Annotated in this window: 23 protein-coding genes; 2 read left to right on the top strand and 21 right to left on the bottom strand. The window is 42.3% G+C overall.

Annotation, left to right across the window (positions count from 1 at the left end):
• Window positions 1-351: 351 nt before the first annotated feature.
• Window positions 352-1,251, top strand: a complete 900-nt coding sequence (locus FJR06_RS05730) for a M48 family metallopeptidase (protein ID WP_015079182.1) — start codon at window positions 352-354, stop codon at window positions 1,249-1,251.
• A 282-nt stretch (window positions 1,252-1,533) separates the two neighbouring features.
• A complete protein-coding gene (locus tag FJR06_RS05725; RefSeq protein ID WP_015079183.1) occupies window positions 1,534-2,034 on the top strand; it encodes a 2TM domain-containing protein in 501 nt (166 codons plus the stop codon).
• Window positions 2,035-2,148: 114 nt separating this feature from the next.
• Here FJR06_RS05725 and prfA read toward each other — a convergent pair whose 3' ends face one another.
• From prfA to rplN, 21 genes are all read right to left on the bottom strand, one after another.
• Window positions 2,149-3,249: a peptide chain release factor 1 gene (gene prfA / locus FJR06_RS05720; RefSeq protein WP_015079184.1), complete on the bottom strand. Its 1,101-nt coding sequence runs from the start codon at window positions 3,247-3,249 to the stop codon at window positions 2,149-2,151.
• Window positions 3,250-3,370: 121 nt separating this feature from the next.
• Window positions 3,371-3,625 (bottom strand): 50S ribosomal protein L31, encoded by a 255-nt coding sequence (rpmE, locus tag FJR06_RS05715; protein WP_148762885.1) that lies wholly within the window; start codon window positions 3,623-3,625, stop codon window positions 3,371-3,373.
• 115 nt (window positions 3,626-3,740) lie between these two features.
• Complete coding sequence (gene rpsI, locus FJR06_RS05710; RefSeq protein ID WP_015079186.1) at window positions 3,741-4,157, bottom strand: 30S ribosomal protein S9; 417 nt, start codon at window positions 4,155-4,157, stop codon at window positions 3,741-3,743.
• Window positions 4,157-4,609, bottom strand: a complete 453-nt coding sequence (gene rplM, locus FJR06_RS05705; RefSeq protein WP_015079187.1) for a 50S ribosomal protein L13 — start codon at window positions 4,607-4,609, stop codon at window positions 4,157-4,159. The genes rpsI and rplM overlap by 1 nt, the downstream gene beginning before the upstream one ends.
• 92 nt (window positions 4,610-4,701) lie before the next feature.
• The gene (gene truA / locus FJR06_RS05700) at window positions 4,702-5,535 is read right to left on the bottom strand and encodes a tRNA pseudouridine(38-40) synthase TruA (RefSeq protein ID WP_168651029.1); all 834 of its coding nucleotides are present in this window, start codon (window positions 5,533-5,535) and stop codon (window positions 4,702-4,704) included.
• A 78-nt stretch (window positions 5,536-5,613) separates the two neighbouring features.
• The gene (gene rplQ, locus FJR06_RS05695) at window positions 5,614-5,964 is read right to left on the bottom strand and encodes a 50S ribosomal protein L17 (RefSeq protein ID WP_168633949.1); all 351 of its coding nucleotides are present in this window, start codon (window positions 5,962-5,964) and stop codon (window positions 5,614-5,616) included.
• Window positions 5,965-5,999: 35 nt separating this feature from the next.
• Window positions 6,000-6,944, bottom strand: a complete 945-nt coding sequence (locus FJR06_RS05690; protein WP_015079190.1) for a DNA-directed RNA polymerase subunit alpha — start codon at window positions 6,942-6,944, stop codon at window positions 6,000-6,002.
• A 206-nt stretch (window positions 6,945-7,150) separates the two neighbouring features.
• Window positions 7,151-7,546: a 30S ribosomal protein S11 gene (gene rpsK / locus FJR06_RS05685; RefSeq protein WP_015079191.1), complete on the bottom strand. Its 396-nt coding sequence runs from the start codon at window positions 7,544-7,546 to the stop codon at window positions 7,151-7,153.
• Window positions 7,547-7,600: 54 nt separating this feature from the next.
• Window positions 7,601-7,981 (bottom strand): 30S ribosomal protein S13, encoded by a 381-nt coding sequence (gene rpsM / locus FJR06_RS05680; RefSeq protein ID WP_015079192.1) that lies wholly within the window; start codon window positions 7,979-7,981, stop codon window positions 7,601-7,603.
• A gap of 106 nt (window positions 7,982-8,087) precedes the next feature.
• Entirely contained in the window at window positions 8,088-8,201 is a 114-nt protein-coding gene (gene rpmJ, locus FJR06_RS05675) for a 50S ribosomal protein L36 (RefSeq protein ID WP_015079193.1), read from the bottom strand.
• A gap of 116 nt (window positions 8,202-8,317) precedes the next feature.
• Window positions 8,318-8,542, bottom strand: coding sequence for a translation initiation factor IF-1 (infA, locus tag FJR06_RS05670; RefSeq protein ID WP_006276978.1), 225 nt, complete (start codon window positions 8,540-8,542; stop codon window positions 8,318-8,320).
• 424 nt (window positions 8,543-8,966) lie between these two features.
• Window positions 8,967-9,521, bottom strand: coding sequence for an adenylate kinase (locus tag FJR06_RS05665; RefSeq protein WP_015079194.1), 555 nt, complete (start codon window positions 9,519-9,521; stop codon window positions 8,967-8,969).
• Complete coding sequence (gene secY / locus FJR06_RS05660) at window positions 9,521-10,834, bottom strand: preprotein translocase subunit SecY (RefSeq protein ID WP_015079195.1); 1,314 nt, start codon at window positions 10,832-10,834, stop codon at window positions 9,521-9,523. The genes FJR06_RS05665 and secY overlap by 1 nt, the downstream gene beginning before the upstream one ends.
• A 174-nt stretch (window positions 10,835-11,008) precedes the next feature.
• A complete protein-coding gene (gene rplO, locus FJR06_RS05655) occupies window positions 11,009-11,452 on the bottom strand; it encodes a 50S ribosomal protein L15 (protein ID WP_015079196.1) in 444 nt (147 codons plus the stop codon).
• Between the two features lie 64 nt (window positions 11,453-11,516).
• Entirely contained in the window at window positions 11,517-12,041 is a 525-nt protein-coding gene (gene rpsE / locus FJR06_RS05650) for a 30S ribosomal protein S5 (protein WP_148762875.1), read from the bottom strand.
• 83 nt (window positions 12,042-12,124) lie between these two features.
• Window positions 12,125-12,487, bottom strand: coding sequence for a 50S ribosomal protein L18 (gene rplR, locus FJR06_RS05645; protein WP_015079198.1), 363 nt, complete (start codon window positions 12,485-12,487; stop codon window positions 12,125-12,127).
• Between the two features lie 2 nt (window positions 12,488-12,489).
• Window positions 12,490-13,038, bottom strand: coding sequence for a 50S ribosomal protein L6 (gene rplF, locus FJR06_RS05640; RefSeq protein ID WP_015079199.1), 549 nt, complete (start codon window positions 13,036-13,038; stop codon window positions 12,490-12,492).
• An 87-nt stretch (window positions 13,039-13,125) separates the two neighbouring features.
• Window positions 13,126-13,527 (bottom strand): 30S ribosomal protein S8, encoded by a 402-nt coding sequence (gene rpsH, locus FJR06_RS05635; RefSeq protein ID WP_015079200.1) that lies wholly within the window; start codon window positions 13,525-13,527, stop codon window positions 13,126-13,128.
• Window positions 13,528-13,547: 20 nt separating this feature from the next.
• Window positions 13,548-14,096 (bottom strand): 50S ribosomal protein L5, encoded by a 549-nt coding sequence (gene rplE, locus FJR06_RS05630; protein WP_168633950.1) that lies wholly within the window; start codon window positions 14,094-14,096, stop codon window positions 13,548-13,550.
• 109 nt (window positions 14,097-14,205) lie between these two features.
• Window positions 14,206-14,556, bottom strand: a complete 351-nt coding sequence (rplX, locus tag FJR06_RS05625) for a 50S ribosomal protein L24 (protein WP_015079202.1) — start codon at window positions 14,554-14,556, stop codon at window positions 14,206-14,208.
• Window positions 14,556-14,924 (bottom strand): 50S ribosomal protein L14, encoded by a 369-nt coding sequence (gene rplN, locus FJR06_RS05620; protein ID WP_015079203.1) that lies wholly within the window; start codon window positions 14,922-14,924, stop codon window positions 14,556-14,558. The genes rplX and rplN overlap by 1 nt, the downstream gene beginning before the upstream one ends.
• Between the last annotated feature and the right edge of the window lie 4 nt (window positions 14,925-14,928).

The raw sequence follows: 14,928 nt of genomic DNA, 5'->3' as shown, positions 1-14,928 counted from the left end.
CCCTACCCCCCTTCCCTGCAAGGGAATGGGGGTTTTAAAGCCTCTCCCCTTGCAGGGGAGAGGTTTGGAGAGGGGTCAGTCAGTCCATACATTCAAAACTTTTCAAACATCCTCTAAGGGTAATTCATGTAGCTTGCTTCCCGCAGGTTATTACCTACAATTTGATTCTGTTTTGCGAAAGTCCTATAACTAAAAATCAAATTTCATGTTCTCAATAGCATAAATAAAGAAAAAATAGTCGGTTTTAACCGACTTTAGCTATGAGACAGGGAATTTATTCCCTGGATTTTATCTTTTTTATAAAATCTATCGAATCTATCGAATCAACCGATTTAATTAAAATTACTACCCATGACCAAAAAAATATTAACTGGACTTAGTTCAACAGCCTACGAACACCCCTTCGATAAAAAAGCCTTAGCTTCTTTACAAAGTATGCCCGGTATCTCTCCTTTGCTCAAAAAAGTCAACGAATATGGTATTGATCGTTTACTGAGATTACAAAGTATTGCTAGTGAAATCAGAGTCACACCGCGAAATTTTCCCCAATTGTATCAACCATTATTAGAAGCTTGCCAAATTCTTGATGTGACAACTATTCCTGAATTGTATTTATTTCGAGGGACAGGACATATTAGAACCTATATTATTGGCGTAGAAAAACCTATTATTGGTATCAATATTGAAGCAATGGAATGGTTAAATTATGATGAATTACTGTTTATTTTTGGATATGAAATTGCTCGCATTAAAAGTCAGCATATAATTTATCATCAAATATCAATTGTGATGCCAGCATTGAAAATGTGGTTAAGCAGTACCACATTAGGGTTAGGAGGATTGATAGCTAGTGGTGTAGAATTAGCGTTATATAATTGGGTAATGATGGCAAAGTTCACTGCTGACCGGGCTGGTTTATTAGCTTGTCAGGATATTGATGTGGCAACTACCGCACTGATGAAACTTGCAGGTTTGCCAGAAGAGTATTTAACTCCTCATGTGATCGAAGATTTCCTCGTTCAATCCCGCGAATTTGCTGCTAATAGTGTTGATAGTTTAGATCAAGTTACGAAAATATTAAGTTATTCAGATTCTAATCTTTCTTGGTTAGTTATGCGGACAGGGGAATTATTAAAATGGGTTGATTCAGGAGAATACAATCATGTACTTCAAGGAGAAAATGTCAACACTTCAAAAGGAGAAGAGGAAGGAGACGAAAAAGAAGGATGGAATTTTTTGACTTCTTGGTAATGGATATATGTATGATTAACGATTGCCTTGAATAATCTCTTATGCGTGGCTAAATTAGATTCCACAGGAGATGAATAAAAAAGTTTTCATAATAATGCTGCTTGAAAACCCGTAGGAGCGCAGCCCCTGCGCCCTTGCCTCATCTAATAAGGGCTATATATCTTTTTCCCAACCATAACTAATTGAACACCAGATTGGTTTAAATTTGCTAACCTAGAAATGGTGTAAATATTGCTGATGGTAGCGTGGTTCTCTATTAAAACTATTATTTGAGTAACAATTATGACAGCATTTAACTCTGACAGCCTGCGTTCCTACAGTCAAGATGATGTCCAGCAAATTCTGCAATTAGCGATCGCCCGTCAAGTAGACGATAATGATCAAGAATTTTCTTATCAGCAGATAGTGGAAATTGCCACAGAGTTACAAATATCACCTGATACATTGCAACAAGCGGAACGAGATTGGTTAGTCAAACAAAGCGAAGTTGAACAACGTAAAACTTTTAATCTTTATCGTCAAAGTAAATTTAAGAAACGGTTAGGAAATTACGCAATTATTAATATTTTTTTCCTAGCAATGGATGCCATTAGTGGCGGTCTTTCTTGGTCACTTTATATCTTACTAGGTTGCGGATTAGCCATATCCTTAGATATTTGGAATACTTTTCAAACCCAAGGTGAAGATTACGAAATCGCCTTTCAAAGATGGAATCGCAACCATCAAATTAAACAAACAATCAATACAGTTCTAAATAGATGGTTTAAGGTATTTAGTCCTTAAACTTTAGATACAGTTAAAAAACTCAATATCGTCTATTTTCTATGCTCATCAGAAAACCGCCTGTGGGTGCAAAAAATAACAACAAGCGGTTTTCTAAGATATTTATGAGGTAAATTAGCTACTAGAACCAGAAGCGGCTAATTCTGCTAACCGTTCTTGTTGATCTTGCGATATACAAGATTGAATTACCGTCTCTATATCACCTTCCAAAATAGGGTTAAGGGTAAAATTTTGACCTAAACGATGGTCAGTCACCCGGCTATCTTTATAATTGTAAGTGCGAATTTTTTCAGAACGAGAACCTGTACCCACTTGTAAGCGCCGCATGGAAGTCACAGCATCCTGTTGTTCTCGCAATTTCAACTCATACAACTTAGCCCGGAGAATTTGCATCGCCCGTTCCTTATTCTGTAACTGACTCCGTTCTTCCGTACAGAAAATCCGAATCCCAGTCGGTTTGTGGAACAAATCAGCGGCTGTTTCCACCTTGTTCACGTTTTGTCCACCCGCACCACCAGAACGCGCCGTACTCATTTCAATATCTTTCGGGTCAATATGGATTTCCACCTCATCCACTTCTGGCATAATTGCTATAGTAGCAGTAGAAGTGTGAACCCTTCCCCCAGATTCCGTTGCTGGTACGCGCTGTACACGATGTACACCAGATTCAAACTTCAGTTTACTGTAAACACTATCACCTTGAATTTCTAGAATTACTTCCTTATACCCGCCCATTTCACCCGAAGATTCGCTGACCAGCTTCACCTTCCAACCTTGGACATCAGAATAGCGAGAATACATCCGCAGTAAATCCCCTGCCCAGATACTAGCTTCATCACCACCAGTACCAGCGCGAATTTCCAACATAATGTTTTTGTCATCGTTGGGGTCACGGGGTATCAGCAACACTTTTAAGCGATTTTCCAGATATTCCAGCTTTTCCTCTAGTTCGCTGACTTCTAATGCTGCCATTTGTTGCAACTCTAGATCGCTATTTGACTCTTTGAGGATCTGACGCGCTCCTACTAATTCATCTTGGGTTGTTTTCCAAGTTTCATAGGTATCAACTACCTCTTCCAAGGAAGAACGAGACTTGGCAATTTTTTGATACTCATCAGGATTACTAGCGGTATCAGGATCGGCTAAACGGCGTGTTAATTCATTAAATGTTTGTTCAACAGATTTAAGTTTATCCAGTAAATATATTTCTGCCATGATGACTACATAAGCTCCTAAAAAATAACAAGTGGGCTACTGCATTAAATGACAAGCGACCCAGCACTATGCAGGGTCGTCTATGGCTTCCGCCATGCTATCAATAGTTACAGCCAACCAGCTACTTTTGATTATCGTCGCCAGTTTGAGTTTCAGTTTCAGTTTGAGTGCTGGACATACCATATTTACGGAGGAAGCGTTCTACACGGCCTTCAGTATCAATCATTTTCTGAGTACCAGTGTAAAAGGGGTGATTTCCAGACCAAACATCTACGTGTAATTCGGGTTTGGTAGCACCAATGGTCATAACTACTTGACCATTACAGTAGACTTTAGCATCTGGATACCATTTGGGATGAATATCAGGTTTAGCCATTGTTTTTTTGTTGCGAATCTATATAAATTGTGACTGGGGATTGGGGATTGGGGACTGGGGACTGGGTAAAAGTTTTTCCTTCTGAACTCCTGACTCCTGACTCCTGACTCCTATCTTAACGTTTGGAGTATTGAGGTGCTTTGCGGGCTTTGTGCAAACCGTATTTCTTCCGTTCTTTAGCTCGTGGGTCACGAGTTAAATAGCCTTCAGTTTTCAGCGGTGAACGGTTATCTGGGTCAAGTTGACACAAAGCGCGGGCAACTCCTAGACGAATAGAATCAGCCTGTCCAGTTAAGCCACCACCTTCGGCTTTCACCAAAATGTCGTATTCGCTTTCTAATCCCAAGGTTTCCAAAGGTGCTTTAATAGCTCCTAAGTAGTTGGGATTGAATTGGAAATACAAATCTCCATCTTTGCCATTAACAGTCATTTTCCCTTCACCGGGAACTAGACGGACACTAGCAACTGAACATTTACGGCGACCAGTACCCCAGTAAACGGCACGACCGCTAGTAGTTTCTGCTACTTGCATTAATTTTCTCCAGGAATTGTACTAATTGTGATTTCTTTGGGTAGTTGTGCTGCATGAGGATGAGTTGGGCCTGCATACACTTTCAGCTTGGTAAATAATTGCTTACCCAAACTATTTTTAGGTAACATACCTTTAATAGCGTGTTCAAGGATTCTTTCGGGTAAGCGCTGTTGCAACTTAGCGAAAGTTTCTGTTTTCATCCCACCAGGACGGCCGGAATGACGACGGTAAACTTTTTGGGTGCGCTTTTTACCTGTAACTGCCACTTTCTCAGCATTGATAATAATGACAAAATCCCCTGTATCCATATGGGGTGTAAATTCAGGTTTCTTTTTGCCTCTGAGGATCATTGCAACTTCGGTAGCAAGACGACCCAGACGTTTATCTGTAGCGTCTACTAAGTACCAATCGCGCTCAATAGATGCTTGAGGGGGAAGGTAGGTTTTAGTCATTTTTTTTGTCAGTTGTCAGTTTTCAGTTGTCAGTTGTCAGTTGTCAGTTGTCAATTGTCAGTTGTTAGTTGTCAATTGTCAGTTGTTAGTTGTCAATTGTCATGACCCATGACTAGGTATGGTTGGGTGTCATACCAAATTTTTGGCGGAAAGGGAAAATCGGGATAACCGACTCTCAACAAGCATAACCCGTGAGCAGGTGCAGAATATTTCACTTCTTCCCGGCGTTCTTGTTGCCAGATGTCGGTGAAGTCATCTAGAGTCCGCTGACGAGAACCTACTTGTACTACCATTCCGATTAATAGCCGCACCATGCCATATAAAAATCCATTAGCCTGAATTTCAATATGGATAAATGCTCCACTACGACGGCATTCTACTGCTTGCACTTCTACCCAGGAATGCGATCGCGCTGACCCAGCCCGTTCAAAAGCAGATAAATGGTGTTTTCCCAGTAGCGGTTTCAGGGCAGATGTAATTAAGTCTGCATCCAAGGGGGCATAATAATAATGCCAACTGAAAGGTTGCGCGAATAAATTCGGTAAATTTTCAGTGTAGATAGTGTAGCGATATCGTCGGTAAACTGCGCTAAAACGAGCGTGCCAACTTTCACTTACACCTGCTGATGCCCTGATCAATATCCCTGGGGGCAAATAGCTATTGAGAACCTTTGCCCACCTGTGAGCAGGAATTGAACCTGTAGCTTGAAAATGGGCTACTTGAGCGGCAGCATGGACTCCAGAATCAGTTCTACCTGCTCCGTGGAGTGTCACATGATACCCTAGAACAGTGGCTATAGCTGTTTCTATCTCTTCCTGGACAGTGCGCTGTCCTTTTTGTCTTTGCCAGCCGTGAAAATGAGTACCTATGTACTGAATAACCAAGGCTACTCGCTGAGTAGAATTATGCTGGCTGCTTTCTAACATAGTTGTTTGTCAGTCGTCAGTTGTCAGTTGTCAGTTGTTTTTTATTTGCTACTGACCAATGACTAATGACTAATAACTTTAAACTAGTTCAATAATCGCCATTTCAGCATGATCACCGCGACGGGGGACGGTATGCAGAATGCGAGTATAACCACCTTGACGGCCAGCATACCGAGTTGGGGCTTGCTCGAATAGTGCATGAACCAGGGCTGTGTCGTAGATATAACCTAACGCCTTGCGACGTGATGCTAAAGATCCATCTTTAGCTAGGGTAATCATTTTATCTACTTCACTACGAACAACTTTAGCTCTGATTAAAGTTGTAGTAATTCGACCATGACGTACCAACTCTGTTGTCAAGGCTCTGAGAAGAGCTTTACGTTGATCCGCTGGTTTACTAAGTTTTTTGACTCGGCAACGATGGCGCATAATAATGCAAAGAGTGAATTATTAATGGTTTTGATTTAGCTAGGCTTAGAGCTTCTTTCTTGAGGTAAAGTAATACCTAAGCGACGCTGTAAAGCTTCCACTACTTCTTCTGCTGACTTTTGACCAAAGTTTTTGATTTCTAAAAGGTCTTCTTGGGTGTAATCCAATAAGTCGGCTACGGAATTTACTTGAGCGCGTTTGAGACAGTTATAAGCTCTGACAGATAACTGTAATTCTTCAATCGGAATTTGCGCGGTGGGATCATCTGGGATATCTGAACCTGTATCCGTTGGTTCTAAGGAGATATCTTTCAATGGGTTGAATAAATCTACCAAAATTCCAGCGGCAGATGATAGTGCTTCTTGAGGAGAAATACTACCATTAGTCCATACTTCCAACAGTAGTCGGTCTTTCAAAGAACCATCGTCACGGGTTTCTTCAACACTATAGTTGACTTTCCGTACGGGCATAAACACTGAGTCAATTTGGAGAAAATCCAAAGATGTGGCTTCTTCTCTGCCTCGTTCTACAGTCCTGTAGCCTTTGCCTTTCTCAATCCGAAATTCCATTTCCAGTTTTCCACCTTCAGCAATGGTGGCGATATACTGGGTCGGGTCAATCACTTCTACTTCACTAGGTAAGTCGAAATGCGCTACAGTAACTGTTGCTGGGCCGTTCACGAGTAAGCGACCAATTTGGGGTTGAGAAGAATAACTCTTGAGAATGACATCCTTCATTCGCATGAGGATTTCTAGTACGTCTTCTCTTACCCCTGGAACTGTCGCAAACTCATGGCTAACACCAGCAATTCTCACCGCTGTTACTGATGTCCCTTCTAAGTTAGAAAGTAAAACCCGCCGCAACGCGTTACCAACAGTTGTCCCTTGACTGCGCTCTAGGGGTTCTAGAACGAACTTACTGTAATAGCTCCGACTTTCCTCAGCATTAGACTCTACACATTCAATTTGAAACTGAGCCACGGAGTAGCCTCCCTTGTTAAGGTGCTGCTAGAAGACAAATTAATTGCTTCTCAAATTTTCTTGAAAGCGAACTTATTTACCCCACGCGTCTAAATTCAACAAGTATTCGCTTGGGGAAAATAGTTCAAAATTACCAGCCACAGAGGGCATTGTTGATGATTTCCCAAGGGTTCTAGCTTTTGGCTTGATTACCCAATAGGTTCTGTTTAAACTCGACGGCGCTTGGGTGGACGGCAACCGTTGTGGGGAATTGGGGTAATATCTCGAATGAGTGTAATTTCCAATCCTGCACCTTGAAGCGCCCGAATAGCGGTTTCTCTACCTGCACCGGGACCACTCACCATGACTTCGATTTGCCGCATTCCTTGGTCTGTGGCTCGTCTAGCTGCGCTTTCAGCAGCGGTTTGTGCAGCAAAGGGAGTTCCCTTTTTTGCCCCTTTAAATCCACTAGAACCAGCACTTGCCCAGGAGATAACATCTCCATTTTGATCGGTAATCGTGACAATGCTATTGTTGAAGGTAGACTGAATGTAGGCAACCCCATTGGGTACGTTCCGTTTCTGCTTTTTGCTCCCGGATTTTTTCGTTGGTTGTCTGGCCATATTTCTTTAGTGAATTTAAGGTACAACTTGCTAATTGCAGCAAGTTTAGAAAAGTTATTTGCCAGGGGCTTTCTTCTTACCAGCCACTGTCTGTCTTCTACCGCGTCTGGTTCTAGCGTTGGTACGGGTTCTTTGTCCACGCACTGGTAAGCCCATGCGGTGTCTACGCCCTCTGTAACAGCCAATGTCAACTAAACGTTTAATATTTAGTCCTTCTAGACGACGTAAATCTCCTTCAACCTGATAGTTGCTTTCGATTTCTCCTCTGAGGGCAGCTACATCAGCATCAGATAGGTCTTTTACGCGGATATCTGGATTTACGCCAGTAGCTGCGAGAATTTGATGTGATCTAGTTAAGCCAATTCCGTAAATGTATGTTAGACCAATTTCTACACGCTTATCGCGGGGAAGGTCTACGCCGGAAATCCGTGCCACAATGAATCTCTCCCTATTGTTTTCGTAGTTGCAGTTAGCAAAGTGCGATTTTGTGGCTTTAGCCATTTCATGGTCGCGGGTTTAACTTTGCTTTGATAGATAGTTTCTATCCTTGGCGTTGTTTGTGTTTGGGATTTTCACAAATCACCATCACGCGACCACGACGCTTGATCACGCTGCACTTTTCACAAATTTTCTTAACTGAGGCTCTGACTTTCATGCCTTTAAAATTGACTCCAAATAGTAAATTATAGCATTTCTAGAAGAAATATTTCAGTTATGTAACTAGAAAAAGACCAGTTGATTTATGTATGGTAAGATTCTCTGTTATTGATTTTATTTCTTCCGCAGGCGATAGGTGATTCTACCTTTGGTTAAGTCGTAGGGTGTTAATTCAACTTTGACGCGATCGCCAGGTAAAATCTTGATGTAATTACGGCGAATTTTCCCAGAAATGTGTGCCAGGACATTAAAGCCGTTATCTAAGTCAACACGAAACATTGCATTAGGCAACGATTCGGTGACAGTCCCTTCCATTTCAATTAAATCTTGCTTAGACAAGTTTTTTCCTCAACTCAACAATCTCCTATTGTCCTTGTACACTTTTATGGGCATAAAGAGCATAATTGGAGAAATATATCAACAGTTATTAATACATCTTAGGTGACATACTCCACACACTCCCTTATGCCTTGGGGCACGCTTGCGCGAACAGGTGAGTATGGGTTTCTCAGCGACTCCTCTACGAGGACATTAACTGAGCTTTAAAGCCCTATGCCCTAGGGACTTTTGAAGATAATTTTTAACTTTTTTGATTGGCTGCTTTTGGTGCATTTAATTTGTGTTACACCTATCAGTCAAATTTTATCACTTGTGAGAAGAACAAGATTTGACTCGCGCCTGGCTTGGAAGATAGGGGCGAGGTAATAAGGCAATGGAAAAATTTTTTCTCTCTGCCGACATAGACCGCTGCCCCTGAGTTTCTTTAAGCAGCTATGATATTTTTCAAATCAGTAAAAACTTCTTCTTGGGACTGATTACCGTTGACTGTGAGGAGTTTTTGGCGATCTGTAAAATAGTTAATTAAGGGTGCAGTTTCATCGCGGTAAACTTCTAAGCGCCGACGAATCACTTCTTCAGTATCATCTTTTCGTCCGCGTCCTAGTAGCCGAGTAATGACAGTTTCATCTGGTGCATCCAGATTAACTACCTTTTCACCACCCTGTCCTAGACTTTTCAGTAATTCTGCTAGAAACTCTGCCTGTGTAACTTTACGAGGAAAGCCGTCCAAAATCCAACCTGTTTTAGTATCTGATTGTTGCAGGCGTTCTTTCACCATATCTTCTACTAATTTGTCGGGGACTAATTCGCCTTTATCCATGAAACTTTGGGCTTGCATTCCCAAAGTTGTTTTCTCTTGAATAGCTTGACGTAAAATGTCACCTGTAGAAATATGGGGAATCTGCAAAAATGCAGCCAAGGTTTGAGCTTGAGTTCCTTTACCAGCACCCGGTGGTCCCAAGAAGATTAATCGCGTCACTATTGTTTCACCATTCCTTCATAACGCTGAGAGATGACGTAAGTTTGGATTTGTTTAGCCGTATCAATTGCCACACCGACTAAAATTAACAAAGATGTTGCCCCCAGTCCTTTAAAGGTGGGAACTTTTAAGGCACTTTCTACGGCCGTGGGAATAATTGCCACTAAACCTAGAAAGATAGCTCCTAAAAAAGTAAGTCGGTTTGTCACCCGTTCAATATACTCACTAGTAGCTTTTCCGGGACGAATACCGGGAATACTAGAACCCATTTTTTTCAAATTCTGAGCCACATCTACTGGGTTGAGAATCAACGAAGAATAGAAATAGCTGAAGAAAACAATGGAAGTTAAGTAAACGAGAGCATATACCCAAGGTGCAGAACCACCTGGACTTAAATAGGTATTAACAATGTTTGCTAATTCGGGATTCTTAGTGAAATTGGCGACTAAAAGTGGCAAACTCAGGATTGCGGCTGCGAAAATAATCGGCATTACCCCACCAGAGTTGAGACGTAGGGGTAAATAACTCCGCTGTTCTGCTAAAACTCTTCTACCTACTTGACGACGGGCAGAAATAATGGGGATGCGGCGCATTCCTTCTTGTACGAACACAATACCCACGATTGTGAACATAAAAACCACTACAAGAACGATGACGCGCCCGACTATTTCCCGTCCACCAACTTGTACCAAGTCAATGGTATCGCCGAGAGACTTGGGTAAAGATGCCACAATGTTGACAAAAATCAACAAAGATGCCCCATTACCAATACCCCGTTCTGTAATCAGTTCAGATGCCCACATGACGAACATTGAACCAGCAGTGAGAGCGATCGCCGTTTCTGCTACGAATATCGGACCTGGTGTTTTGGCAAATTGTTGGAGAAATAATGCCGAAAAAGCCACACTTTGAATAATTGCCCAAATTACAGTCACATAGCGGGTAATTTGTGATATTTTCCGCCGACCTGCTTCGCCTTCATTTTTCTGGAGATTTTCTAAAGATGGCAGAGCAGAAGTGAGTAATTGGATAATAATGGACGCATTAATAAAGGGCAAAATCCCTAAAGCAAAGACACCTAAAGTAGAGAGTCCCCGCCCAGAGAATATATCCAATAAACCAAAGATGGAATTGTTGCCCGATATAGCTTCAGCAAACTTAGGTCTATCAATTCCTGGGACAGGCAAAAAGATACCCAGGCGAACCAAAATTAAAATACCGACAGTGACAAGCAGCCTACCTCTCAGTCCGGCTGCTTGCGCCATCTGCATAAAAGTTTCTTGAGCTGTTGGGGCTTTGTCTCGACTGATCATAGAGTTTTACCTTTGAAGTCCTAACTATGATTTACGTGATTCATGATGATGAAGATGATTAAGCCGTCTGAACTGTGATTTTTGTGATTTATTTGATGAAGATGATTATCCTAATCACATTCATCATCCTAATCATATAAATCATCTTAATCATAAAAATCATAGTTCAGACTTTTACGCAGCTTCACAACTTCCACCAGCAGCCTCGATTTTGATTCGAGCTTGGCCTGTGAAAGCAGCAGCTTTTACCTGAAGAGGAACATTCAATTCCCCATTCCCCAAAATTTTCAATTGGCCTTTAACAGTGGTTAAGATCCCCGCTGCTTTTAAGGATTCCAATGTTACCTCTGAGTTAGCAGGTAAATCATTTAATTTCTCTACATTAATCGTAGTGTAGATTCTCCGGTTCATCAGGGGGAAACCCTTGAGTTTAGGTATCCGGCGGTACAATGGCTGTTGACCACCTTCAAAACCTGGTCTTGTCCCACTACCAGAACGGGATTTTTGACCACGCATCCCTAAACCAGCACTAGCACCTTGTCCAGCAGAAATACCTCTACCTACACGCTTACGGCGTTTTTTAGAGCCTTTTTGGGGCTTAACATCATTAAGTCTCATTTTGGTTTGTGATTTTAGATTTTAGATTTTGGATTTTAGATTGAGAATCTGATACAAAGACTGACTAAATATAGAGTTTCTCAATGGCGATACCGCGATCTTCAGCAACTTCACTTAATGTTCGCAGGGTAGATAGAGCGTTGACTGCTGCTCTGGCGTTGTTCAAAGGGTTGTTTGAACCTAGTTGTTTAGCGAGAATATTACGTATTCCTGCTAACTCTAATACAGTCCGTACAGCACCCCCGGCAATTACCCCTGTACCTGGTGCGGCTGGGCGCATCATGACTTTAGCACCGCCACCAACACCATCAATGGGGTGAGGAATAGAATTGGATTTGGTGATTGGGATGTCAATTAGATGTTTTTTACCATCAGCGACACCTTTTTTAACTGCACCAATTACATCTGATGCCTTACCAACTCCGACTCCAACTTGTCCACGTTCATTACCGACGACGACAATGGCACGGAAGCTGAGTTTTTTACCACCTTTGACGACTTTACTCACCCGGCGGATTTGGATAACTCGCTCTTGCCAGGTGGTTTCTTCTTTTTTTGTACGGCTTGCTTTACGACGACCGGTTACCATAATCAATGCTCTCTTTTAGTTGTCAGTTGTCAGTTGTCAGTTGTCAGTTGTCAGTTGCTACTGACTATTGACTACTGACGGACTTAGAAATCTAAACCAGCCTCGCGTGCCGCCTCGGCTAAGGCTTTGACGCGACCATGATAGAGGTTGCCACCACGGTCAAAAACGACTTTAGTGATGCCTTTTTCTAGGGCGCGGACAGCTACCAGTTTACCAACTTGCACTGATGCGTCACAGTTGGCACCGGAAGCGATGCTAGATTTCAATTCTGGTTCTACGGTTGATGCCGCTACTATAGTTTCCTGCTTGGCATCATCAATCAATTGAGCATAAATATGCTCATTGGATCGGAATATGGACAAACGTGGACGTTCTGGGGAACCGTTGACTTTGCTACGAACGCGCCGATGACGACGTTGTTTTGATTCTTTGCGTGTAAGTTTCATATTTACTTCTTACCACCCTTACCAGTCTTACCAGCTTTGCGTCTGACCACTTCACCTGCATAGCGAATACCTTTACCTTTGTAGGGTTCAGGTGGACGAACGGCACGAATTTTAGCTGCTGTGTTGCCGACAATTTCTTTGTCATAACCGCTGACTATGACATTAGTTGTCCCTTCTACCGCAAATTGAATTCCTGCTGGAGGTTCAATTTGGACTTGATGGCTATAACCCATATTTAAAACTAGGTTACTGCCTTGAAGTTGGGCGCGATAACCAACCCCTTGGATTTCCAAGCGACGTTGAAAACCCTGGGATACTCCCTCCACCATGTTGGCCACTAGGGTGCGGCTCAAACCGTGCATTTGTCTGGAGGTACGGGTTTCATCCCGACGAGTAACTATCAATGTTTCTCCTTCTTGGGAGACTATGACATTTTTAGGTAGTTGACGGGAAAGTTCGCCTTTAGGACCTTTCACTACTACTTTGACACCATCAATCGCCACTTGCACTTTGGCGGGAATGGTAATTGGACGTTTACCAATACGAGACATGATTTTTTGTTCTTTGTCAGTTGTTTTTTGTCAGTTGTCAGTTGTTGGTTGTTTTGCCACTGACCAATGACCAATGACCAATGACGACTACCAAACGTGGCAAAGCACTTCACCGCCTAGATTTTGGCGGCGTGCTTCGCGGTCAGTCATAATCCCACTGGATGTAGAAATAATGGCAATACCGATACCGCCTAGCACTCTTGGTAATTCTTTTCTATTGGAGTAAACACGCAAACCTGGTTTACTCACTCGTTTTAGGGCAGTGATTAGGGGTTGGCGATTTTTACCTTTGTATTTCAGGGAAATAACTAGGTTCCGCTTAATTCCTTCTCCTGCTTCTTCAACTTCCGCAATGAAGCCTTCTTCTCGCAGTACCTTGGCAATATTACGAGTCATCTTTGTAGCTGGTACTTGCGTAGTTTGATGCCTTGCCATATTGGCATTGCGGATGCGCGTCAGCATATCTGCAATTGTGTCGTTAGCCGCCATCGTTCCCTCTTTAGATGAACTTATTGATCGCGAAAGGGCATTCCCATTTCCTTAAGTAAGGCGCGGCCCTCTTCGTCGGTTTTTGCCGTGGTGATGATAGAAATATCTAAACCCCGGACTTGATCGATTCTGTCATATTCCACTTCTGGAAAAATTAGCTGTTCCCGCACACCTAGAGTGTAGTTGCCACGGCCGTCAAAGCTTTTGGGGCTGACACCGCGAAAGTCTCTGATTCTGGGTAGTGTCAGGTTAATCAGACGATCTAAGAAAGCGTACATCCGTTCGCCTCTTAGTGTCACCATAATCCCTACAGGCATACCTTGACGAATTTTAAAGCCGGCGATCGCTTTCTTTGCCCGTGTTACCACAGGTTTTTGTCCAGTAATCAGGGCAATTTCGCTGATAGATGCCTCTAGTGATTTAGCGTTTTGAGCAGATTCTCCCAAACCTCTGTTGATAGTTATCTTAATCACCTTAGGCACTTGATGCACGTTGGTGTATTCAAACTGAGTAATCAATTTGGGAGTAATTGTCTCTTGATATACGGTTTTAAGTCGTGTTTTCGCCATAGTGTTTGTCCTTATATCCCCTGGGCTTGGTCAGGGTCGCTTTCCTCCAATTAAAAATGCCAAATTAAAAATTAAAATTGCGAACTTTTTAATTTTTAATTCTTAATTTTTAATTGGTGAGAATTTCACCTGTTTTTTTGAGCATTCTCACTTTCTTGCCTTCGGCGGTGAAAGTGTAGCAAACGCGACTAGCGACGTTTTGCTTGGTGGAATAGAGCATCACATTGGAGCTATGAATGGGGTACTCCTGGGTGACTATTTGCCCTGATTCACCTTCTTGTTGAGGTTTCACGTGCTTGGTTTTAAAGTTGACACCTTTGACAAGGACTTTGCTCAATTGTGGTAGTGCTTTAATCACTTCCCCAACTTTACCCTTATCTTTGCCAGCGATGACTTGCACAGTATCACCGGTTTTGACGTGCATTTTATGAAAAACTTTGGGTTGTGGGCGCTTTGCCATTACAGCACCTCCGGAGCCAGAGAAACAATTTTAGTAAAGTTTTTGTCGCGCAGTTCACGAGCTACCGGACCAAATACCCTTGTACCTCTAGGATTACCTTCTTTATTGATAATCACTGCGGCGTTATCGTCAAAACGGATAGCCATGCCACTGTCACGACTAATAGCTTTACGAGTACGCACAATTACTGCTTCTACAACATCTGACTTTTTTACAGCCATGTTGGGTGAAGACTCTTTGACAACAGCGATAATTCTATCGCCTACGCCACCATAACGGCGGTTACCTGCACCTAATACGCGGATGCACATTAGTTTTTTAGCACCGCTATTATCTGCGACATTCAGATAAGATTGGGGTTGAATCACAACT

Origin of the sequence: Dolichospermum sp. UHCC 0352 (assembly GCF_009711925.1) — a bacterium.
GTDB classification, from domain to species: domain Bacteria; phylum Cyanobacteriota; class Cyanobacteriia; order Cyanobacteriales; family Nostocaceae; genus Dolichospermum; species Dolichospermum lemmermannii.
This window is presented reverse-complemented; position numbering and strand designations above follow the sequence as displayed.